The following is a 20,807-nucleotide window of genomic DNA, read 5'->3' as shown; positions in this document are numbered from 1 at the left end:
TATTGAGCAAGGCGATTCTGCGGAAAAAATGTGGTACATTTGCCCGCGATGTTGCGGCATCTCTGTTACCCCGGCAAAAAGATCTGGGGGCGTTTTGGGATGATGATGCCGTTTTTCAGGGGGCAGGATGGGTAAACTAACGCTGCTGTTGCTGGCTTTGCTGATCTGGCTGCAATATTCGCTGTGGTTCGGTAAAAACGGACTGCACGACTATAGCCGGGTAAGCGATGACGTCGCGGCTCAGCAGGCAACAAACGCCAAACTTAAGGCGCGAAACGATCAACTCTTTGCTGAAATTGATGACCTCAATGGCGGGCAAGAGGCGATTGAGGAACGCGCACGCAATGAACTCAGTATGACTAAGCCGGGCGAAACTTTTTATCGTCTGGTTCCGGATGCGTCTAAACGCAATCAGGGCTCAGCACAAAACAATCGATAATCAGGCCCAGGATTACGACATGGCAGTAACTTTTTCGGACGTATGCGCCGTGGTGCCGGCTGCGGGTTTTGGCCGGCGCATGCAGACAGAATGTCCCAAGCAATACCTCTCTATTGGCGATAAAACGATCCTCGAACATTCCGTGGCGGCGCTGCTGGCGCATCCGCGGGTGACGCGCGTGATTATCGCTATCAGCCCGGGTGATGCGCGTTTCGCGCAGTTACCGCTGGCAAATCATCCGCAGATTACCGTTGTTGACGGCGGCGCCGAGCGTGCCGATTCCGTGCTGGCGGGCATTCAGGCCGCCGGTGAGGCACCATGGGTTCTGGTCCATGACGCTGCCCGTCCGTGCCTGCATCAGGATGACCTTGCGCGCCTGCTGGCGCTTAGCGAAACCAGCCGGGTAGGCGGTATTCTTGCCGCCCCTGTACGCGACACCATGAAGCGCGCTGAGCCGGGCAAGCAGGCTATCGCGCACACCGTTGAGCGCGTCGATTTATGGCACGCGCTGACCCCCCAATTTTTCCCCCGCGAATTACTTCACGACTGCTTAACGCGTGCGCTTAAAGAAGGTGCGACCATCACGGACGAAGCCTCGGCGCTGGAGTATTGCGGTTTCCATCCTGAGCTGGTTGAAGGACGCGCTGATAATATAAAAGTGACGCGTCCGGAAGATTTACAGCTCGCGGAATTTTATCTTACCCGTTCGACCCATCAGGAGAAGGCATAATGCGAATTGGACACGGTTTTGATGTACACGCCTTTGGCGGAGAAGGCCCAATTATCATTGGCGGCGTACGCATTCCTTATGAAAAAGGGCTGCTTGCGCATTCTGATGGCGACGTAGCATTACATGCCCTGACCGATGCATTGCTGGGTGCTGCGGCACTGGGCGATATCGGTAAGCTGTTCCCGGACACTGACCCGGCCTTCAAAGGCGCGGACAGCCGTGCGCTGCTGCGTGAAGCCTGGCGTCGTATTCAGGCGAAAGGCTACACCCTCGGCAACGTGGATGTGACGATCATTGCCCAGGCCCCCAAAATGCTGCCGCATATCCCGCAGATGCGCGTGTTCATTGCAGAAGATCTGGGTTGCCACATGGATGATGTTAACGTCAAAGCGACGACGACAGAGAAACTGGGCTTTACCGGTCGTGGTGAAGGGATTGCCTGTGAGGCCGTGGCGCTGCTGGTGAAGGCAAGCCAATGACGGACTTCGACAACCTGACCTGGCTGCACGGTAAACCGCAGGGGAACGGGCTGCTGAAAGCCAGCCCTGAAGATTTTGTTGTGGTGGAAGACCTGGGATTCGCGCCGGATGGCGAAGGCGAACATATCCTGGTACGCATTCTGAAAAATGGCTGCAATACCCGTTTTGTGGCCGATGCGCTGGCAAAATTCCTCAAAATTCATGCCCGCGAAGTGAGCTTTGCCGGGCAGAAAGATAAACACGCCGTCACCGAACAGTGGCTCTGCGCACGCGTGCCGGGTAATACGATGCCTGATTTAAGCAAATTTGAGCTTGAGGGCTGTAAGGTACTGGAATACGCACGCCATAAGCGCAAACTGCGTCTGGGCGCGTTGAAGGGCAACCATTTTACGCTGGTACTGCGTGAGATTTCGGACCGTGACGATGTGGAAAAACGCCTGAACGCTATCAATGCGTGCGGCGTACCAAACTATTTTGGCGCACAGCGCTTTGGTATCGGCGGCAGCAACCTGCTCGGCGCACTGCGCTGGGCGCAAAGCGATGCCCCGGTTCGCGACAGGAATAAACGCAGTTTTTGGTTGTCGGCGGCCCGCAGTGCGTTGTTTAATCAGATTGTGAGCGAACGGCTGAAAAAACCGGACGCGAATCAAGTTGTTGTCGGCGATGCGCTACAATTAGCGGGACGCGGGAGCTGGTTTGTGGCAACGGCTGAAGAAATGGCCGATGTGCAGTCGCGCGTGGATACTCAAACGCTGATGATTACCGCAGCCTTGCCCGGCACGGGCGACTGGGGTACGCAGGGCGATGCGCTGGCTGCTGAGCAGTCTGCCGTCGCTGATATGCAGGCATTACAAACACTGCTGGTGCGGGAAAAAGTCGAGGCGGCACGCCGTGCGATGCTGCTCTATCCGCAACAGTTGAGCTGGAACTGGTGGGACGACGTAACCGTCGAGTTACGCTTCTGGCTGCCGGCAGGTAGCTTTGCCACCAGTGTTGTCAGGGAACTTATCAACACGTCGGGTGATTATGCGAATATTGCTGAGTAACGATGACGGGATCCATGCGCCGGGTATACAGACCCTGGCGAAACACCTTCGCGAATTTGCGGAAGTGCAGGTCGTGGCACCCGATCGTAACCGCAGTGGAGCGTCTAACTCTCTGACGCTGGAGTCGTCGCTTCGCACCTTTACCTTTGAAAATGGTGATATCGCCGTCCAGATGGGCACGCCGACCGACTGCGTTTTTCTGGGCGTGAACGCGCTGATGCGCCCGCGCCCGGACATCGTCGTCTCCGGTATTAACGCCGGGCCCAATCTTGGCGACGATGTGATTTACTCCGGAACCGTGGCCGCCGCCATGGAAGGGCGCCATCTGGGGTTCCCTGCACTGGCCGTTTCGTTAAACGGCCACACGCACTACGACACGGCGGCAGCGGTGACCTGTTCTCTCCTGCGGGCGCTCAATCGCGAGCCGCTGCGTACCGGGCGCATCCTCAATATTAACGTGCCGGATCTGCCGCTGAGTGAAATCAAAGGCATTCGCGTAACGCGTTGCGGAAGCCGACACCCGGCTGACCAGGTGATCCCGCAGCAGGATCCGCGTGGCAATACGCTTTACTGGATTGGTCCTCCTGGCGACAAGTGTGACGCCGGACCGGATACCGACTTTGCCGCCGTTGATGAAGGATATGTCTCGGTTACGCCGCTGCATGTAGATTTAACCGCGTATAGTGCGCATGATGTGGTGTCGGGTTGGCTGGATCGCGCAGGAGTGAACGCGCAATGGTAAGCAAACGTGTACAAACTCTTCTGGAACAGCTACGCGCTCAGGGGATCCGCGACGAGCATGTGCTCGACGCGCTCGCCCAGGTGCCGCGTGAGAAATTTGTAGACGAGGCGTTTGAACACAAAGCGTGGGAAAACGTGGCGCTGCCTATCGGGCAGGGTCAGACGATTTCACAGCCTTACATGGTGGCGCGTATGACGGAGCTGCTGGAGCTCACGCCCCATTCGCGCGTGCTGGAAATTGGCACCGGGTCGGGGTACCAAACCGCGATCCTGGCGCATCTGGTGCATCATGTTTGCTCCGTTGAGCGTATTAAAGGTTTGCAGTGGCAGGCGCGTCGTCGCCTGAAACAACTTGATTTACATAACGTTTCGACACGACACGGTGATGGATGGCAGGGTTGGCAGGCACGCGCCCCGTTTGACGCGATCATCGTGACGGCTGCTCCACCTGAAATTCCCGCTGCTCTGTTATCGCAGCTGGATGAAGGCGGCATTCTTGTTCTGCCTGTCGGGGACGAGCAACAACTCCTGAAGCGCGTTCGTCGGCGTGGCGGCGAGTTTATTATCGATACCGTGGAAGCCGTGCGCTTTGTTCCTCTGGTAAAGGGGGAGTTGGCCTGAGACTCAGAATTATCCAGGGTTATTAAGGCAAATTCAGCGTATGGTGTGGCGCGAAAGATTCGTGTCATCACGGTAAATTTTAAGTCACTGGTAGTTAACACATTCCTGGGGGATAAATGAGCGCGGGAAGCCCTAAATTCACCATCAGCCGTGTTGCGGCATTATCACTGGTTTCGCTCTGGCTGGCAGGCTGTACAAGTTCTAATAATGCACCTGCGCCCGTCAGTTCCGTGGGGGGATCCAGCAGCTCGGGTAACACGTCCAGCGGAATGTTGATCACGCCTCCGCCTAAAATGGGCACTGCTGCGGCACAACAAAATCCGCCCATTCAGCCAATGCAGCCTCCTGTTACGCAGCCAACACAAGTTCAGCCAGTGGAACACCCTGTGCAGACTCAAAATGGCCGCATAGTGTATAACCGCCAGTATGGGAACATTCCGAAAGGTAGCTATACCGGTGGGAGCACCTATACCGTAAAACGCGGCGACACGCTGTTCTATATTGCGTGGATCACCGGGAACGATTTCCGTGACCTGGCGCAGCGTAATAACGTCCAGGCCCCGTATGGTCTGGAAGTCGGCCAGACGCTCCAGGTGGGCAATGCGACGGGTACGCCGCTCACGCCTGGCAACACCGTTTCAGCGGCCGATGTCACTGCGCAAAATAACAGCGTTAAGCCTGCACAAAAATCCACCACGGTGGTTGCTTCACAACCGGTAATTACGTATTCTGAGGATTCAGGTGATCAGACTGCTAACAAAATGTTGCCGAATAATAAAGGGACTGCGACTGTTGTCACAGCACCGACTACGGCACCTGTGGTTAGCTCTACTGAACCGACTGCCAGCAGTATGACCTCCAGTTCGCCAATTTCTGCATGGCGCTGGCCAACTGACGGCAAGGTTATCGAAAACTTCTCTTCCTCCGAGGGAGGAAATAAAGGGATCGATATCGCAGGGAATAAGGGACAGGCTATTATCGCGACCGCAGACGGTCGTGTTGTATATGCCGGTAACGCTCTGCGCGGTTACGGTAATCTTATTATCATCAAACATAACGATGATTACCTGAGTGCCTACGCCCATAACGACACAATGCTGGTCCGGGAACAACAAGAAGTTAAGGCGGGGCAAAAAATCGCTACCATGGGTAGCACCGGCACCAGTTCTACACGCTTGCATTTTGAAATTCGTTACAAGGGGAAATCCGTAAACCCGCTGCAGTATTTGCCGCAGCGATAAGTTGACGGGGCATGCCAGCCAGGGTGTCTCGTTCAGGGATCACGGGTAGGAGCCACCTTATGAGTCAGAATACGCTGAAAGTTCATGATTTAAATGAAGATGCGGAATTTGATGAGAACGGAGCAGAGGCTTTTGATGAAAAAGCCTTAGTAGAAGAGGAACCCAGTGATAACGATTTGGCTGAAGAAGAGCTGTTATCGCAGGGCGCCACACAGCGTGTACTGGACGCGACTCAGCTTTACCTTGGGGAGATTGGTTACTCCCCACTGTTAACGGCCGAAGAAGAAGTCTATTTCGCACGTCGTGCTTTGCGTGGTGATGTTGCCTCGCGCCGTCGCATGATTGAAAGTAACTTGCGTCTGGTCGTGAAAATTGCCCGTCGTTACGGCAATCGAGGTCTGGCTCTGCTGGACCTGATTGAAGAGGGCAACTTAGGTCTCATCCGCGCAGTTGAGAAGTTTGACCCGGAACGCGGGTTCCGTTTCTCAACCTACGCGACCTGGTGGATTCGTCAGACCATCGAACGGGCGATTATGAACCAAACCCGTACGATTCGCCTGCCGATTCACATCGTCAAAGAGTTGAACGTCTATCTGCGTACTGCGCGCGAGTTGTCCCATAAACTGGACCACGAGCCAAGCGCGGAAGAGATCGCCGAACAACTTGATAAACCGGTTGATGACGTAAGCCGTATGCTGCGTCTCAACGAGCGCATTACCTCCGTTGACACCCCGTTGGGTGGCGACTCCGAAAAAGCGCTGCTGGACATCCTGGCCGATGAAAAAGACAACGGTCCGGAAGACACCACGCAGGACGATGACATGAAACAGAGCATCGTCAAATGGCTGTTCGAACTGAACGCCAAACAGCGTGAAGTGCTGGCACGTCGTTTCGGTTTACTGGGGTATGAAGCTGCAACACTGGAAGACGTCGGCCGCGAAATTGGCCTGACTCGTGAACGTGTTCGTCAGATTCAGGTTGAAGGTCTGCGTCGCCTGCGTGAAATCCTGCAGGGGCAAGGTCTGAATATCGAAGCGCTGTTCCGCGAATAAGCAATCTTTCATCAAAAAAGGCCCGTCGTGAGACGGGCCTTTTTCTTTTGCGTTACGGTTGTGCCGTTTCGTGCAGCAAACGCCACGTTATCTTGCCTTCCTTCTGATTGAGCACGGCGGTTGACCAGCGCACATTGACGGGCTGATCCGGGCGAGTTTGCGTTTCCCGGTAGTGAAGCACTGCGCCGTTGGCCCACGTCTGTAGCGTCGTTATCTCATCAAGAACAATCTCCAGACCAGGACGGCTGCCGCGCTGAAGGTCCAGGAAACCGACCAGCGCGTTATAGTCGAAATGGACGCCACCTGGGGTGAGCATCATAAAATCCGGCTGAAAGTGGGCAAGCAGGGCGTCAACATCCCCTTCGCCCTTACCCAACCAGTTCTCCAGCATAACGTGAACGTCGATAATGTCCTGTTCGAAATGGTTCATGGTTTCTCCTGTTGCACCTCTGAAAGCACCTGCGTGTTGTTAAGACGAAAGACGTACACGACGGGCAGTAATGTGATGGCCGCAGCAACACTAAACATCCAGTGCCATGCGGCGAGCGGCGTGAAAAACGCCAGTGTCAGGTTCAGCACCTGCGAGAGCAGGAATGCCCCTGCAAAAAAACTGATCTGACGATTAAGATTCCATAGCGCGCTGGCGTCAGGCATATCGTCGCGCGCCGTCGTTAAAAATGCGCTGCTTTGCGCCGTACTGCTGCAAAGACTGCCGCCCGCGCCCATTAACGTAAACGCGACGCCAGGTAACAACACTGTGGTAGTCGGGCTGACGTTAAGCAGCAGTAAAACGCCCAGCGCCTGTAACAGGCAACCCACGACAATGAGAGGCCGGGGACCCACGCGGTTAAAATAACGTCCGGTCGCGGTGATCGCCATAAACGAGGCCAGAGACCATGGCAGCATCAGCATCCCCGTTGCGGCAGGTGTCATGTGCGCCTCGCTCTGAAGATAATACATCCCCGTGACGTTCACCCCAATAAACATGCCGGGTACGCACAAATAGACAAGCATGGAAAAACGCAGCAGCGGGTCGGCCAGCAGGGGCAGGTTTAAGAGCCTGCTCGCTTTCACGGGGGCCCTCTCATTCTTAAGCCACACGCAGGCCAGGAAAAACGTTACGGCGGCGACAGGCGTTGTGGCAAAAAATATCCATCGCCAGCTGAGTGCCTGAACCAGCACTCCCCCCACGGTGGGTGAGCATGCAGGCGCAAGCAATGCAACCAGCATGACCGCTGAGGAGAGCCTGGCACGCTCATGGGGTTTAAACTGTTGCCAGGTCAGCGCTTGTCCGACCGGGATCAGTAAACCGCCTCCCATGCCCTGCAGCACTCGCCAGGCAATCAGGCTCTCAAGTGAGGATGACAAACCTGCCGCAACGGAGGCGGCGCTAAAGAGAAAAAGCGAAAGCAGAATGACATGCTTCGGCCCGAGCCTGCGCGTCAGCAGGGTGCTGAAGGGGATGACGAGCGTCAGACCGGCAATATAGCCGTTACTGACCCAGGCAAGCGATGAGGGCGTGGCGCTGAACGCCTGAGCCATTGCCGGGAAAGCGACGCTGGCGATAAACATATTAATTAAATCAAGAAAAAAGCCCAGCAGATAGACAACGGCGACTTTGCTGCGATACGACATGGCGGCACCTCCAGTGAGGGGCGTATCGTATCGGGCAGGGAGGTACGGATAAACGTTATAAAGCGCGATATACTGTCAAAAAATTTTTGACAGTAATAGGGCTGACCATGATTAATTTGCAGCGTACCGCGATGTTTGTCGCCGTCGCAGATACCGGCAGTTTCACCGCCGCAGCAGAGGCAATGGGGCTGACAAAAGCGGTGGTCAGCTTCAATATCCGCCAGCTGGAAGATGAACTGGGTGTCACCCTGTTGCTGCGTTCCACCCGTCGACTGACGTTAACCGAGGCAGGGAGGCTTTTCCATCAACGGAGCGTCGCGCTTTTAAAGGACGCGGAACGCCTGAAGGACGACGTCCGTGCAAACCATGCAGGTCTCACGGGGGAGTTGCGGATCACCACCACACCGGAGTACGGCTCGCAGGTTGTGGTCCCGTTACTGGCTGAGTTTAGCCAGCAACACCCGGACCTTCGCGTGCGTCACGTTTCGTCTTCACTGCATGCCGATTTGATTTCAGAGCGCTTTGATGTCGCCATCCGGCTGGGAACCCTTGCAGATTCACGCTACCACGCGGCATTGATAACGCAGTTCACTATTTTCCCCGTAGCGACGCCCGGCTGGCTGCGTAACCATCCTGTAGAATCGCTTGAACAGCTGGCGAAAGCTGACTGGATTATTCATGAGCGCTTAGCCTCGCCGCTGCGCTGGCAGGTGAACGATGCCAGCGGTGAGCCTGCCACGCTGGAAATTAAAAAAGCACCGCGTTTGTTTGCGGACAGTGCTCAGGCGCTGATGGCCTTTGCGCTCGCGGGATGCGGTGTGGCGCTGTTGCCGGAGTGGCTGGTGCGCCATACGCTTGATGACGGCAAGCTGGTGTCGGTTTTACCGGAATATACCTTTGCGCGGCAGGGCATCTATGCGGTTTATCCCGATGCCCCGCATGTGCCTGCGAAAGTGCGCACCTTTATCGACTTTATGCGCACCCGGGTTAACTAGTCGCGCATCATTTTTTTGACGAGTGCGGAGAATTGCGCCCGCTCGTCGTTGCTCAGCCGCCCTAAAAACGCCTCATCCACGTCATTGCCGAGCGGTTTACAGCTGGCAAGCAGCGCTTCACCTTCCGGCGTCAGAAAGACGAAACGACGGCGCTTGTCCGCCGGATCGTGCTCGCGTTTTACCAGTCCACGCGCCTCCATGCGGCTCAGCATCTCCGCGAGCGTCGCCTTTGTGCTGACCGCCACTTCTGTCAGCGCAACTTGCTCAATCCCCGGATTTTCGGCAATAGACCGCAATACCGCGTACTGCGGTTTGGTCAGTTCCGGCAATGCATGTTGCCAACGGGCAGTATGCTGTTGAAAAAGCTGGCGTAACAGGTGAAACGCCTCTTGTCTCAGTTCCATGAACACTCCGACGAAAAATTCTCTCCCTATGATAGCCGCTCTTGCCCAGGATTTTAACGCGGCAATTTTTAGCAATTAATGTGATCGTGTACGAACAATATTGTCAGAAACAGGATCCGGGAGTAACGTACCTAACATGTTCGTATGCGAACGAATTAATTGAGGTGCTGAATGAGATTGATAGTTGGAATGACGGGCGCAACGGGCGCGCCGCTGGGCGTAGCGTTGCTGCAGGCATTACGTGACATGCCGGAGGTGGAGACCCATCTGGTCATGTCGAAATGGGCAAAAACCACCATTGAGCTGGAGACACCCTACACCGCACAGGATGTGGCTGCGCTGGCCGATGTTGTCCATAGCCCGGCCGATCAGGCTGCCACTATCTCATCCGGCTCGTTTCGCACCGACGGCATGATCGTCATTCCCTGCAGTATGAAAACCCTGGCAGGCATTCGCGCAGGCTACGCCGAAGGACTGGTGGGCCGTGCGGCAGATGTGGTGCTGAAAGAGGGGCGCAAACTGGTGCTGGTTCCTCGTGAAACCCCGCTCAGCACCATTCATCTCGAGAATATGCTCGCACTGTCCCGTATGGGCGTGGCAATGGTGCCGCCGATGCCCGCGTATTACAACCACCCGCAGACCGCCGACGATATCACCCATCACATTGTGACCCGCGTGCTCGACCAGTTTGGTCTGGAGCACAAAAAAGCGCGCCGCTGGAACGGGTTGCGGGAAGCAAAACATTTTTCACAGGAGAATAAAGATGGCATTTGATGATTTGAGAAGCTTCCTGCAGGCGCTCGATGAGCAAGGGCAACTGCTAAAAATTGAAGAAGAGGTGAATGCAGAACCGGACCTGGCCGCGGCAGCCAATGCCACAGGCCGTATTGGCGACGGCGCACCGGCGCTGTGGTTCGATAATATTCGCGGGTTTACCGATGCCAGGGTGGTAATGAACACCATTGGTTCCTGGCAGAATCACGCCATTTCTATGGGACTGCCCGCGAACACCCCCGTCAAAAAACAGATTGATGAGTTTATTCGCCGCTGGGATAAATTCCCCGTCACGCCAGAGCGCCGTGCAGATCCCGCCTGGGCTCAAAATACGGTGGAGGGTGAAGACATTAACCTTTTCGACATCCTGCCGCTGTTCCGTCTGAACGACGGTGACGGCGGTTTTTACCTCGACAAAGCGTGCGTCGTTTCGCGCGATCCGCTTGATGCGGATAACTTCGGCAAGCAGAACGTCGGTATCTATCGCATGGAAGTGAAGGGAAAACGCAAGCTGGGTCTGCAACCGGTTCCGATGCACGATATCGCCCTGCATCTGCATAAAGCGGAAGAGCGCGGTGAAGATCTGCCGGTCGCGATTACGCTTGGCAATGATCCGATTATTACACTTATGGGCGCGACGCCGCTGAAATACGATCAATCTGAGTATGAGATGGCCGGTGCGCTGCGCGAAAGCCCCTATCCCATTGCGACGGCACCGCTGACCGGCTTTGATGTACCGTGGGGATCTGAAGTCATTCTGGAAGGGGTGATTGAAGGCCGCAAGCGCGAAATCGAAGGACCCTTTGGTGAGTTTACCGGGCACTACTCTGGTGGCCGTAACATGACGGTGGTGCGTATTGATAAAGTGTCTTACCGCACAAAACCTATTTTTGAATCCCTCTACCTCGGCATGCCGTGGACCGAAATTGACTACCTGATGGGCCCGGCTACCTGTGTACCGCTCTACCAGCAGCTGAAAGCAGAATTTCCGGAAGTGCAGGCGGTCAATGCCATGTATACCCACGGTTTGCTGGCGATTATCTCCACCAAAAAACGCTACGGTGGCTTTGCCCGCGCAGTCGGCTTACGTGCTATGACCACGCCGCACGGCCTGGGCTACGTGAAGATGGTGATTATGGTGGATGAAGACGTTGACCCGTTCAACCTGCCGCAGGTGATGTGGGCGCTGTCCTCGAAGGTGAACCCGGCGGGCGATCTGGTGCAGTTGTCGAATATGTCGGTACTTGAACTGGACCCGGGCTCCAGCCCGGCAGGCATTACCGACAAACTGATTATTGATGCCACCACGCCTGTTGCACCCGACAACCGGGGCCACTTCAGCCAGCCGGTACAGGATTTACCTGAAACCAAAGCCTGGGCCGAAAAACTGACTGCGATGCTGGCTGCACGCCAATAAGGAGGAAAAGATGATATGTCCACGTTGTGCTGATGAGCATATTGAGGTGATGGCAACATCACCGGTGAAAGGGGTCTGGACTGTCTATCAGTGCCAGCATTGTCTGTATACCTGGCGAGACACGGAGCCGCTACGCCGGACCCACCGCGATCATTATCCGCAAGCGTTTCGCATGACGCAGAAGGATATCGATGACGCACCACAGGTGCCGACGATCCCGCCGTTACTGGCCGACGATAAGCGCTAAAAAAAAGCCGGGTGGCGGTTTCGCCTTACCCGGCCTGTTTGTTTCAGATACCGCTACTTCCCGGCAGGCCCGGTAAGCATTGCGCCACCGGGTGCAGACTACACCAGGCTTTTCAGGCGATAAATCCACTCCAGCGCCTGACGCGGCGTGAGCGAGTCCGGATCGAGATTTTCCAGTGCCTCAACGGCCGGTGACGTCTCTTCTGCCGGGGCTAGCAACGACATTTGCGTGCCATCAATCTGCGTGGCCGCGGCATTCGGTGACAGGCTCTCCAGCTCACGCAATTTCTGGCGCGCACGTTTGATCACCTCTTTGGGAACCCCCGCCAGCGCGGCCACGGCCAGGCCATAGCTCTTGCTTGCGGCACCATCCTGTACGGTGTGCATAAAGGCGATGGTATCGCCGTGTTCCAGCGCATCGAGGTGGACGTTTGCCACGCCTTCCATCTTTTCTGGCAACTGTGTCAGCTCGAAATAGTGGGTTGCGAACAGCGTCATTGCCTTGATCTTATTGGCAAGGTTTTCAGCGCAGGCCCATGCCAGTGACAGACCATCATAGGTTGATGTTCCGCGCCCGACTTCATCCATTAACACCAGGCTGTATTCGGTCGCATTATGCAGAATATTGGCGGTTTCGGTCATCTCCACCATAAAGGTTGAGCGACCGCTGGCCAGATCGTCCGCTGCCCCGACACGGGTAAAGATACGGTCGATAGGGCCAATCTCCACTTTTTGCGCAGGAACGTAGCTGCCGATATAGGCGAGGAGGGCGATAAGCGCCGTCTGGCGCATATAGGTACTTTTACCGCCCATGTTTGGACCGGTAATGATCAGCATTCTTCTCTGCGGCGACAGGCTTAGCGGGTTGGCGATGAACGGCTCGTTCAGCACCCGTTCCACAACCGGATGACGGCCTTCGGTGATGCGAATACCGGGTTTATCGGTAAAGGTCGGGCAGGTGTAGTTCAGCGTTTCAGCGCGTTCTGCCAGGTTGACCAGCACGTCCAGCTCTGCCAGCGCGCTGGCGCTTGACTGCAGGTCTGCAAGGTGCGGCATCAGCATGTCGAACAGCTCTTCATACAGCTGTTTCTCCAGCGCCAGCGCCTTGCCTTTCGAGGTGAGAACTTTGTCCTCATACTCTTTCAGTTCAGGGATAATGTAACGCTCTGCGTTTTTCAGCGTCTGGCGGCGCACGTAGTGGATGGGGGCCAGATGGCTTTGTCCACGGCTGATCTGAATGTAGTAACCGTGAACCGCGTTATAGCCCACTTTGAGGGTATCGAGCCCAAGGCGTTCGCGCTCGCGAATTTCCAGCTTATCCAGGTAGTCCGTGGCACCGTCGGCCAGCGCACGCCATTCATCCAGCTCTTCGTTGTAGCCCGGGGCAATTACGCCGCCGTCACGCACCAGAACCGGAGGGGCGTCAATAATGGCGCGTTCGAGCAGCTCGCGCAGCTCGCTAAATTCACCCATGGTTTCACGCAGTTTCTGCACCGGCGCGCTATCCACATCGGCGAGCAGGCTGCGCAATTCTGGCAACTGCTGGAAGGCATGACGCATGCGGGCGAGGTCGCGCGGACGTGCCGTACGCAGCGCCAGACGCGCAAGAATACGCTCCAGATCGCCGACCTGACGCAGCACGGGCTGCAGTTCACTGTAGCGATCCTGCAACGCGGCAATCGTCTGCTGACGACAGGTAAGCGTGCCGGTATCGCGAATGGGCATATGCAGCCAGCGTTTTAACATACGGCTGCCCATCGGTGTCACCGTGCTGTCGAGGACGGAAGCGAGGGTGTTTTCCACGCCTCCGGCCAGATTCTGGGTGATCTCCAGATTTCGCCGCGTCGCGGCATCCATAATGATGCTGTCCTGCTGACGCTCCATCGTGATCGAGCGGATATGCGGCAGGGTGGTGCGCTGGGTATCTTTGACGTACTGCAGCAGGCAACCCGCGGCACACAGTCCGCGCGGGGCATTTTCCACACCAAAGCCAATCAGATCGCGGGTGCCAAACTGCAGATTCAACTGCTGGCGCGCGGTATCAATTTCGAACTCCCACAGCGGACGACGGCGCAGACCACGGCGGCCTTCAATCAGCGCCATCTCGGCAAAATCTTCGGCATAGAGCAGTTCTGCCGGGTTCGTGCGCTGCAATTCAGCCGCCATCGTTTCACGATCTGCCGGTTCGCTCAGACGAAAACGTCCGGAGCTGATATCCAGCGTCGCATAACCGAAACCTTTGCCGTCCTGCCACAGTGCTGCCAGCAGGTTATCCTGACGCTCCTGCAGCAGGGCTTCGTCGCTGATCGTACCAGGCGTGACGATGCGCACGACTTTGCGCTCAACCGGCCCTTTTGATGTTGCCGGATCGCCGATCTGTTCGCAGATGGCGACTGACTCACCCTGATTCACCAGTTTCGCAAGGTAGTTTTCTACCGCGTGATGCGGAATACCGGCCATGGGAATGGGCTCGCCTGCAGATGCGCCACGCCGGGTCAGCGAGATGTCGAGCAGCTGCGACGCACGTCTGGCATCGTCATAAAATAGCTCGTAAAAATCGCCCATACGGTAGAACAGCAAGATTTCCGGATGCTGTGCTTTCAGCTTCAGGTACTGCTGCATCATCGGCGTATGTGCGTCGAAATTGTCGATTGTGCTCATGGAGTTATGATGTCCATTTCTTTGAAAATAATACGCTTTGGGCGGCTCAGTGGCCGTTAGTTCCTTCTATTGTCGCATGAAAAAAAGGTACGGCGCAGAAAAATGTCGCGGCATTACGAGGTGCCTTCCTGCACTAACTCAATGACAATTTTTCCATGCTCAACCCCCACTCTGACCTGCGAATGGGTGGTAAACCCCGCTTTTTCAAGCCAGTCGCCCTTTAAGCTCAGCGCCGCATGCACGCTGTAGCGTTTGGGTATCTTGGTGTTACGGTCTTCATGACGCTTTCTGAAATACCCCACTTTCAAATGACGATAGGATTTGGTGATAGCGATCTCGTGCATACGGCCTCCGGACAACGTGGACAAGGGTCATTCCTGATGCTGTATAAAATACCAGTGATTTACTGCAGGCGTGGGCTTAATACTGGAATCAGCCTTCAGAAAACAGAATGCAACACCTGAAATCAGTATCTGAAAGGCGTATTATAAATGCACTTTATTATCTGGTGAGCCGTTATGTCCGGAAAACGCATTACACGTGAGAAAGAGACGATCGCGAAAATGATCGCGCTGTATGAAACACAGTGTCCCCAGGCTTCGCAGGAAGAGGGGCATTATCAGGCGCTGAAAGCGTATGCCAATAAGCGCCTGGATAAATGCGTTTTTGGTGAGGAAAAACCCGCCTGTAAACAGTGCCCCGTTCACTGCTATCAGCCTGCCAGGCGCGAAGAGATGAAGCAGGTGATGCGCTGGGCTGGCCCACGTATGTTATGGCGTCATCCCATCCTGACGGTACGCCACCTGATGGATGACCGTCGCCCGGTACCGGAATTACCGGAAAAGTATCGCCCGAAAAAGTAACCGTTCAGGCGCTTCGCTGACAACCGTATCCCAACGCCTGCATGCGGGATCTCAGCCAGAATGACGCTACACCAGGCTCTCTTTATCAATCCCCAGACGCTTCATCCTTGAGAGCAGCGTGGTGCGTTTTAGCCCCAGTCGCTGGGCGGCACCTTTCGGTCCGGCCACGACACCGTTAGTCTCTTTCAGCACGCGCATGATCAGCTGATATTCGTCTTCACCTTCCTGCGCCACGTCGGTGGCTGTAACCGGGGTTTCGGGCAGGGAAACTTCGGGCAGGGAGAGTTGCAGTACGTTACCGCGCGTCAGCAATACCGCACGTTCAATGACGTTTTCCAGTTCACGGACGTTACCCGGCCACTCCATCGAGGAGAGGGTACGTAGCGTCTCGGCGGGGATACTGTCGATGTTGCGGCCCATCCGGCGGGCTATTTTGGCGGTAAACGCTTTGACCAGCAGAGGGATATCTTCCGGCCGTTCACGCAGGGGCGGCAGGCAGATTGGGAAGACGTTCAGGCGATAATAGAGGTCGCTTCGAAACTCGCGGTCGGCGACCATTTTTTTCAGATCGCGGTTGGTGGCGGCAATGAGCCGCACGTCAGTCTGGATAAGTTTGTTACTGCCAAGACGTTCAAACTCCTGCTCCTGCAGGACGCGAAGCAGTTTGGGCTGCAACTCCAGAGGCATGTCACCCACTTCATCAAGGAACAACGAGCTTTTGTCCGCCAGCTCGAAACGGCCCAGGCGCTGGCTGCTGGCACCGGTAAACGCGCCGCGTTCGTGGCCAAAGAGATCGCTTTCCAGCAGGCCTGCGGGCATAGCGGCGCAGTTCATCTTCACCATGCGGCGGCTGTTACGGTTGCTGAGGTTGTGGATCGCACGGGCAATCAGCTCTTTACCGGTGCCGGTTTCACCGAGGATCAGCACCGTACTGTCACTTTGCGCCACCATCTCCACCTGTTTCAGCACGCTGTACATGGCATCGCTGCGGCCGATGATTTCGCCAAACTCGCTGTCCACGTTGTTGAGCTGTTCCGTCAGCGCCAGGTTTTCATCCACCAGCCGTTCTTTCAGACGGTGGATCTCCTGATAAGCCAGCGCGTTATCCAGTGCGATGGAGATACGCTCGGCAATCTGGCGCAACAGTTTCAGGTTGGCGGTGGTAAAGACGCCCTCTTCACACTGCGCCAGCTTCAGGACACCAAGCATAGTATTGCCGGACATCAGCGGCAGCAGGCACAGCGTCTGGATTTTATTCCCCCAGGTGTTAAACAGCATCCGCTCATAAGGCGCGAGCGCATCCTGTTCGTTGAGGTTGAGCAGCAGGATCTCTTTGCTTTTAAATACCCGCTCAGAGAGCGTGCCCGCCTCATCCACTTCACTCTGTTCGTGGGCGGGGTTTGCCTCATCAAGATAGTGGGTGGAGTAGATGTTCAGCTTGCCTTTCCGGTGGCCCCGGAGCGCAATACTGATGGCGTCGATTTTGAAATAGTGGTGGATCTCTTTTGAGACTTCGCTGACCAGCTCATCCATATCGAGGCGCGAAAGCACCGCGTTGGTGATGGCCACCAGGATCCGGAAATTGTCACGTTCGCGGCTCAGCAGGTCGTAATCCACATTATTGGTGACGCGGCTTTGAATTTGCTCTGCGACCACGGCCACAATCTGGGTGAAGGTGTGCAGACGCTCGTATTCCGCCTCGCTCCACGGCTGGTCGGTGTGACGAATAAACTCGCAGCCGCCGAAGATATGCCCTTCCACCGCCAGTGGCAGCAGGCTGTAGTGGCCGAAAGGCGGGTATAACTGACTCTGCGCCAGCATCGGCCACGCTTCGCGGAATTCCTCAAAATTGCAGTGCAGCGCCTCCGGGCGGGAAAGAATACGCCGGACAGGACCATGAGCGAGGTAGGTTTCATCCTCGTACTCAAACGCTTTGCCATTGTCGCGCGTTGAATAGTAGCTCGCGCGATGGCTTGCGCTATGCCAGAGCACAATTGCGGCGCTGTCTGCCAGCGCTGATTGCCTGACCAGCCGCGTCAGGGCATCGCTCAGCGCGCCAAGATCGGGCTGCTGTAAAAGTGTGCGCGTAATGTCAAACAGGCCCTGCTGTCCAAGATCGCTCATCGGTGTATACGGCATATTGCTTTCCAATAGAAACTGGCAAAAAAGAGAAAGTCAGTGCTGACCGCTTTTGGCGCGGTTCTAGCAAATGCGGGGTAAAGGTTCCGCGTGCGGCAGATCCAGCGTCCGCTTGACGCCATACAACCCGGTCAGGCGCACCCCTTTGCGCTCAACCACTTCACCAATCAGCGCGGCCTCTTTCCCGAAAGGATGTGCCCGCAGCTGTTCAAGTACGGATTCGGCCGCCGCGCGCTCCACGCCAATGACCAGCTTGCCTTCATTTGCAAAGTTTAGCGGGTCGAGCCCGAGGAGTTCGCACAAGCCGCGAACGGCAGGCTTAACGGGCAGCGCGCGTTCAGTGAGTTCGATACCCAGACCGCAGCGCGCCGCGAACTCATGTACCACGGCGTTAACCCCGCCGCGGGTCGCATCGCGCAGGGCTTTCACGCCTGGAAGGGAACGCAGGGTCTGGATAAGCGGGGTCAGTACCGCGCAATCACTGCGTAATTCTCCGTCCAGCCCCAGGCCTTCACGCAGGTTCAGGATCGTCGCCCCGTGGCAGCCCAGCGATCCGCTGACGATCAGCACGTCGCCGACGGCAAGCTGCTGCGCGCCCCAGTGAATGTCGGCAGGGATCGCCCCCATGCCGGCGGTATTGATGAACAGTTTGTCGGCTGCGCCACGCTGGACCACTTTGGTGTCGCCGGTGACGATGGCGATACCCGCCTCGCGTGCCGTGTGCGCCATGCTGCTGACGACCGCAGAGAGCGTCTCCATCGGCAGCCCCTCTTCAAGGATAAAGCCGCAGGATAGAAAGCGCGGAACAGCACCGCTGACGGCCACGTCGTTTGCCGTACCGCAGACCGCGAGCTTGCCGATATCGCCGCCCGGGAAGAACAGCGGGTCAATCACGTAGCTGTCGGTGGAAAAGGCCAGCCTGTCGCCCTGCGCGGTCAGGGTGGAGAGGTCAATGCGGGCCTGATCCTCCTGCTCCGCCAGCCAGGGGTTATCAAACGCGTCCATAAACAGACGGTTAATCAGCTGCTGCATCGCCAGGCCGCCGCTGCCGTGTGCCATTTCAACCGTATTCATGCTTCAGACTCCTGATTGCGATACTGATACCACGCGGCACACGCCCCTTCGGAAGAGACCATCAGCGCGCCAAAAGCCGTTTGCGGGTTACAGGTGTTGCCAAATAACGGGCAGTGATGGGGTTTGCATTTGCCGGTGAGCACTTCGCCACAGCGGGCCCGCGGGTCGTCACACACCTGTTGCGGCTGCGGGCGGAAGTGGGCTTCGGCGTCGAACGACCGGTAGGCTGGCGTCAGGCGCACGCCGGACTCTGCAATCAGCCCCAGTCCACGCCATTCGCTGTCGCCCTCGACGCTAAATACCTCGGCTATCGCCTGCTGGGCCACCACATTTCCACTGTCGGGGACGACACGGCGGTACTGATTTTCTACTGCACTCTGGGCTGCTATTTTCTGCTCAACCAGCATGGTCACGCCTTGCAGTAGATCAAGAGGTTCGAAACCAGCCACCACTAAAGGCCGTTCGAACTGTTCAGCGATAAAGCCGTAGGCCGCCGTCCCGATAACCATGCTGACATGGCCCGGCGCCAGAAAAGCGTCAATTCCGTTGTCCGGCTCTTCAAGCAGGCTGCGTAACGTCGGGATGAGCGTAATGTGCTGGCAAAAAAAGAAAAAGTTATCAATGTCGCGGGCTTTGGCCTGCTGCAGCGTGATGGCCGTGGCGGGCATAGTGGTTTCAAAACCAAGCCCGAAAAAGACGACCTTGCGACCGGGGTTATGGGTGGCCAGCGTCAGGGCGTCCATCGGCGAGTACACGATCCTGATATCCGCGTCCTGGGCTTTTGCCTGCAGCAGCGAGCCGTTTTTGCCCGGCACGCGCATCGCATCGCCAAAGGTACAGAAAATCACGTCAGGCTGGTGGGCTATCTCAAGGCAGGCGTCGATGCGTCCCATCGGCAGGACGCACACCGGGCAGCCGGGGCCATGGATAAACTCGATGTTTTCCGGCAGAAGCTGGTCGAGGCCAAATTTAAAGATGGCATGCGTATGCCCGCCGCAGACTTCCATAATACGCAGCGGCTTTTCGGCGGTATAGCTCAGCCGTGCCGCCCGTGTTTTCAGATGTTCAATCAGCTGCATCACCTGCTCAGGCGCGCGATATTCATCAACGTAGCGCATGGTTTACCGCTCCTCGCCGTACAGCAATGCCCCGACGTCCGGCTCCACGTCGAACATATTCTGAAGGGCATCGAGCGTGTCGCGGGCCTCCGCTTCGTTGATGATGCTCATGGCAAACCCCACGTGCACCAGCACCCACTGACCGAGGCGTGAGGCGCCGGTTTCGTCGGTGCTGCCGACGAGCGTCAGGTCGACGTCGCGCAATATGCCACACACCTCAACGCGGGCCTGATTCCCGTCAATGGCGTGAATTTGTCCGGGGACGCCTATGCACATCGTTCGCTCTCCAGCCAGTTCAGCCAGGCATCCATCCCGTCGCCGCGGGTCGCGGATACCAGCATGATGTCAATCTCCGGGTTCACTTCACGGGCATAGGCCATGCATTTATCCACGTCGAAATTCAGGTACGGCAGCAGGTCAACTTTGTTCAGCAACATCAGCGAAGCGGCGGCAAACATATGCGGATATTTAAGCGGCTTGTCTTCACCTTCGGTCACCGAGAGCACCGCGACCTTATGTCGCTCACCGAGATCGAAGCTGGCCGGACAGACCAGGTTGCCCACGTTCTCAATAAACAGGATGCCGTTGTCCGCCAGCGGCAAGCGCGGCGTGGCGTCGGCAATCATTTGTGCATCCAGATGGCAGCCTTTACCCGTATTAACCTGAATGGCGGGCGTGCCGGTTTCGCGTATACGCGCGGCGTCGTTCACCGTCTGCTGATCGCCTTCGATCACCGCGCAGGAGATGCGCCCGTTCAGGCAGTGGAGCGTTTGTGTCAGCAGCGTGGTTTTGCCGGAGCCGGGGCTGGAGACCAGGTTCAGGACCAGCTGTTTACGCGTGGCAAAGCGGGCGCGGTTGCGTGCTGCAATCTGGTTGTTTTTATCCAGAACGTTGATTTCCACCTCCAGCATCTGACGCTGGCTGAGCCCCGGCGCGTGGGTACCGGCGACGCCATGCCCGTAATGCAGGTCGCCCGCAGCGGAGTGTTGGGGGGCGAAGGTGATACCGGTTAATGCCGCTGCAGGACGAGGGGCAGGTGAAAAGGGTGCGGAGCGAAACGCGGCGTGAGGACGGTGTTCATCCCCTTCTATATACAGGTTGCCTTCAGCGCAACCGCAGGTACTACACATAT

23 protein-coding genes are annotated in these 20,807 nt (G+C 56.6%); 13 read left to right on the top strand and 10 right to left on the bottom strand.

Features of this window, described 5'->3' with window-relative positions; genetic code table 11:
* Positions 1 to 127 precede the first annotated feature (127 nt).
* The 8 genes from ftsB (at position 128) to rpoS (ending at position 6,349) form a co-directional block, all read left to right on the top strand.
* Positions 128 to 439, top strand: a complete 312-nt coding sequence (ftsB, locus tag F8561_RS03295) for a cell division protein FtsB (protein ID WP_008499609.1) — start codon at positions 128 to 130, stop codon at positions 437 to 439.
* 19 nt (positions 440 to 458) lie between these two features.
* A complete protein-coding gene (gene ispD / locus F8561_RS03290; RefSeq protein ID WP_040018909.1) occupies positions 459 to 1,169 on the top strand; it encodes a 2-C-methyl-D-erythritol 4-phosphate cytidylyltransferase in 711 nt (236 codons plus the stop codon).
* Entirely contained in the window at positions 1,169 to 1,648 is a 480-nt protein-coding gene (ispF, locus tag F8561_RS03285; RefSeq protein WP_014171394.1) for a 2-C-methyl-D-erythritol 2,4-cyclodiphosphate synthase, read from the top strand. The genes ispD and ispF overlap by 1 nt, the downstream gene beginning before the upstream one ends.
* The gene (truD, locus tag F8561_RS03280; protein WP_014171393.1) at positions 1,645 to 2,694 is read left to right on the top strand and encodes a tRNA pseudouridine(13) synthase TruD; all 1,050 of its coding nucleotides are present in this window, start codon (positions 1,645 to 1,647) and stop codon (positions 2,692 to 2,694) included. Before ispF ends, truD begins: the two co-directional genes overlap by 4 nt.
* Positions 2,675 to 3,436 carry a 5'/3'-nucleotidase SurE gene (gene surE / locus F8561_RS03275; protein ID WP_020883819.1) on the top strand — a complete coding sequence of 254 codons (762 nt, stop codon included), beginning with the start codon at positions 2,675 to 2,677 and terminating at the stop codon, positions 3,434 to 3,436. The genes truD and surE overlap by 20 nt, the downstream gene beginning before the upstream one ends.
* Positions 3,430 to 4,056 (top strand): protein-L-isoaspartate(D-aspartate) O-methyltransferase, encoded by a 627-nt coding sequence (locus F8561_RS03270; protein ID WP_020883820.1) that lies wholly within the window; start codon positions 3,430 to 3,432, stop codon positions 4,054 to 4,056. The genes surE and F8561_RS03270 overlap by 7 nt, the downstream gene beginning before the upstream one ends.
* A 116-nt stretch (positions 4,057 to 4,172) precedes the next feature.
* Complete coding sequence (gene nlpD / locus F8561_RS03265) at positions 4,173 to 5,297, top strand: murein hydrolase activator NlpD (protein ID WP_020883821.1); 1,125 nt, start codon at positions 4,173 to 4,175, stop codon at positions 5,295 to 5,297.
* 59 nt (positions 5,298 to 5,356) lie between these two features.
* Positions 5,357 to 6,349 carry an RNA polymerase sigma factor RpoS gene (gene rpoS / locus F8561_RS03260; protein WP_013098493.1) on the top strand — a complete coding sequence of 331 codons (993 nt, stop codon included), beginning with the start codon at positions 5,357 to 5,359 and terminating at the stop codon, positions 6,347 to 6,349.
* Positions 6,350 to 6,401: 52 nt separating this feature from the next.
* Here the strand turns inward: rpoS and F8561_RS03255 are convergent, their stop codons facing one another.
* On the bottom strand, positions 6,402 to 6,779 hold the full coding sequence (locus F8561_RS03255; RefSeq protein ID WP_151887146.1) for a DUF4440 domain-containing protein: 378 nt from the start codon (positions 6,777 to 6,779) through the stop codon (positions 6,402 to 6,404).
* Positions 6,776 to 7,984, bottom strand: a complete 1,209-nt coding sequence (locus F8561_RS03250; protein ID WP_151887145.1) for an MFS transporter — start codon at positions 7,982 to 7,984, stop codon at positions 6,776 to 6,778. The genes F8561_RS03255 and F8561_RS03250 overlap by 4 nt, the downstream gene beginning before the upstream one ends.
* 107 nt (positions 7,985 to 8,091) lie before the next feature.
* Between F8561_RS03250 and F8561_RS03245 the strand changes: the two genes are divergently transcribed.
* Positions 8,092 to 8,979 carry a LysR family transcriptional regulator gene (locus tag F8561_RS03245; RefSeq protein ID WP_151887144.1) on the top strand — a complete coding sequence of 296 codons (888 nt, stop codon included), beginning with the start codon at positions 8,092 to 8,094 and terminating at the stop codon, positions 8,977 to 8,979.
* Here the strand turns inward: F8561_RS03245 and F8561_RS03240 are convergent.
* Positions 8,976 to 9,383 (bottom strand): MarR family winged helix-turn-helix transcriptional regulator, encoded by a 408-nt coding sequence (locus F8561_RS03240; protein WP_020883824.1) that lies wholly within the window; start codon positions 9,381 to 9,383, stop codon positions 8,976 to 8,978. The two genes, F8561_RS03245 and F8561_RS03240, sit on opposite strands and share 4 nt — an antisense overlap.
* A gap of 171 nt (positions 9,384 to 9,554) precedes the next feature.
* Between F8561_RS03240 and F8561_RS03235 the strand changes: the two genes are divergently transcribed.
* Genes F8561_RS03235 through F8561_RS03225 form a run of 3 tightly spaced genes read left to right on the top strand, consistent with a single transcriptional unit; the run spans position 9,555 to position 11,821 of the window.
* Positions 9,555 to 10,157, top strand: a complete 603-nt coding sequence (locus tag F8561_RS03235) for a non-oxidative hydroxyarylic acid decarboxylases subunit B (RefSeq protein ID WP_014171383.1) — start codon at positions 9,555 to 9,557, stop codon at positions 10,155 to 10,157.
* Positions 10,147 to 11,574 carry a non-oxidative hydroxyarylic acid decarboxylases subunit C gene (locus F8561_RS03230; protein ID WP_025203369.1) on the top strand — a complete coding sequence of 476 codons (1,428 nt, stop codon included), beginning with the start codon at positions 10,147 to 10,149 and terminating at the stop codon, positions 11,572 to 11,574. The genes F8561_RS03235 and F8561_RS03230 overlap by 11 nt, the downstream gene beginning before the upstream one ends.
* A 10-nt stretch (positions 11,575 to 11,584) precedes the next feature.
* On the top strand, positions 11,585 to 11,821 hold the full coding sequence (locus F8561_RS03225; protein ID WP_014171381.1) for a non-oxidative hydroxyarylic acid decarboxylases subunit D: 237 nt from the start codon (positions 11,585 to 11,587) through the stop codon (positions 11,819 to 11,821).
* A gap of 98 nt (positions 11,822 to 11,919) precedes the next feature.
* Here the strand turns inward: F8561_RS03225 and mutS are convergent, their stop codons facing one another.
* Both mutS and F8561_RS03215 read right to left on the bottom strand, forming a co-directional pair.
* Positions 11,920 to 14,481, bottom strand: coding sequence for a DNA mismatch repair protein MutS (mutS, locus tag F8561_RS03220; protein WP_121339778.1), 2,562 nt, complete (start codon positions 14,479 to 14,481; stop codon positions 11,920 to 11,922).
* Between the two features lie 113 nt (positions 14,482 to 14,594).
* Entirely contained in the window at positions 14,595 to 14,825 is a 231-nt protein-coding gene (locus F8561_RS03215; protein WP_020883826.1) for a SymE family type I addiction module toxin, read from the bottom strand.
* 174 nt (positions 14,826 to 14,999) lie between these two features.
* Between F8561_RS03215 and F8561_RS03210 the strand changes: the two genes are divergently transcribed.
* Entirely contained in the window at positions 15,000 to 15,344 is a 345-nt protein-coding gene (locus tag F8561_RS03210) for a nitrous oxide-stimulated promoter family protein (RefSeq protein ID WP_040018915.1), read from the top strand.
* 66 nt (positions 15,345 to 15,410) lie between these two features.
* Here F8561_RS03210 and flhA read toward each other — a convergent pair whose 3' ends face one another.
* The 5 genes from flhA to hypB all read right to left on the bottom strand — a co-directional run bounded on the left by flhA (position 15,411) and on the right by hypB (position 20,805).
* Positions 15,411 to 17,483, bottom strand: a complete 2,073-nt coding sequence (flhA, locus tag F8561_RS03205) for a formate hydrogenlyase transcriptional activator FlhA (RefSeq protein ID WP_020883827.1) — start codon at positions 17,481 to 17,483, stop codon at positions 15,411 to 15,413.
* A gap of 63 nt (positions 17,484 to 17,546) precedes the next feature.
* On the bottom strand, positions 17,547 to 18,557 hold the full coding sequence (hypE, locus tag F8561_RS03200; protein ID WP_044865615.1) for a hydrogenase expression/formation protein HypE: 1,011 nt from the start codon (positions 18,555 to 18,557) through the stop codon (positions 17,547 to 17,549).
* Positions 18,554 to 19,675 carry a hydrogenase formation protein HypD gene (gene hypD, locus F8561_RS03195; RefSeq protein WP_151887143.1) on the bottom strand — a complete coding sequence of 374 codons (1,122 nt, stop codon included), beginning with the start codon at positions 19,673 to 19,675 and terminating at the stop codon, positions 18,554 to 18,556. Before hypD ends, hypE begins: the two co-directional genes overlap by 4 nt.
* A 3-nt stretch (positions 19,676 to 19,678) precedes the next feature.
* On the bottom strand, positions 19,679 to 19,951 hold the full coding sequence (locus F8561_RS03190; protein ID WP_014171373.1) for a HypC/HybG/HupF family hydrogenase formation chaperone: 273 nt from the start codon (positions 19,949 to 19,951) through the stop codon (positions 19,679 to 19,681).
* Complete coding sequence (hypB, locus tag F8561_RS03185) at positions 19,942 to 20,805, bottom strand: hydrogenase nickel incorporation protein HypB (RefSeq protein WP_151887142.1); 864 nt, start codon at positions 20,803 to 20,805, stop codon at positions 19,942 to 19,944. Before hypB ends, F8561_RS03190 begins: the two co-directional genes overlap by 10 nt.
* Between the last annotated feature and the right edge of the window lie 2 nt (positions 20,806 to 20,807).

The organism is Enterobacter sp. 198 (genome assembly GCF_009025585.1).
Classification (GTDB): Bacteria; Pseudomonadota; Gammaproteobacteria; order Enterobacterales; family Enterobacteriaceae; genus Enterobacter; species Enterobacter ludwigii.
The sequence above is the reverse complement of the archived record's forward strand: the minus strand, read 5'-3'. Positions and strand labels throughout refer to the sequence as shown.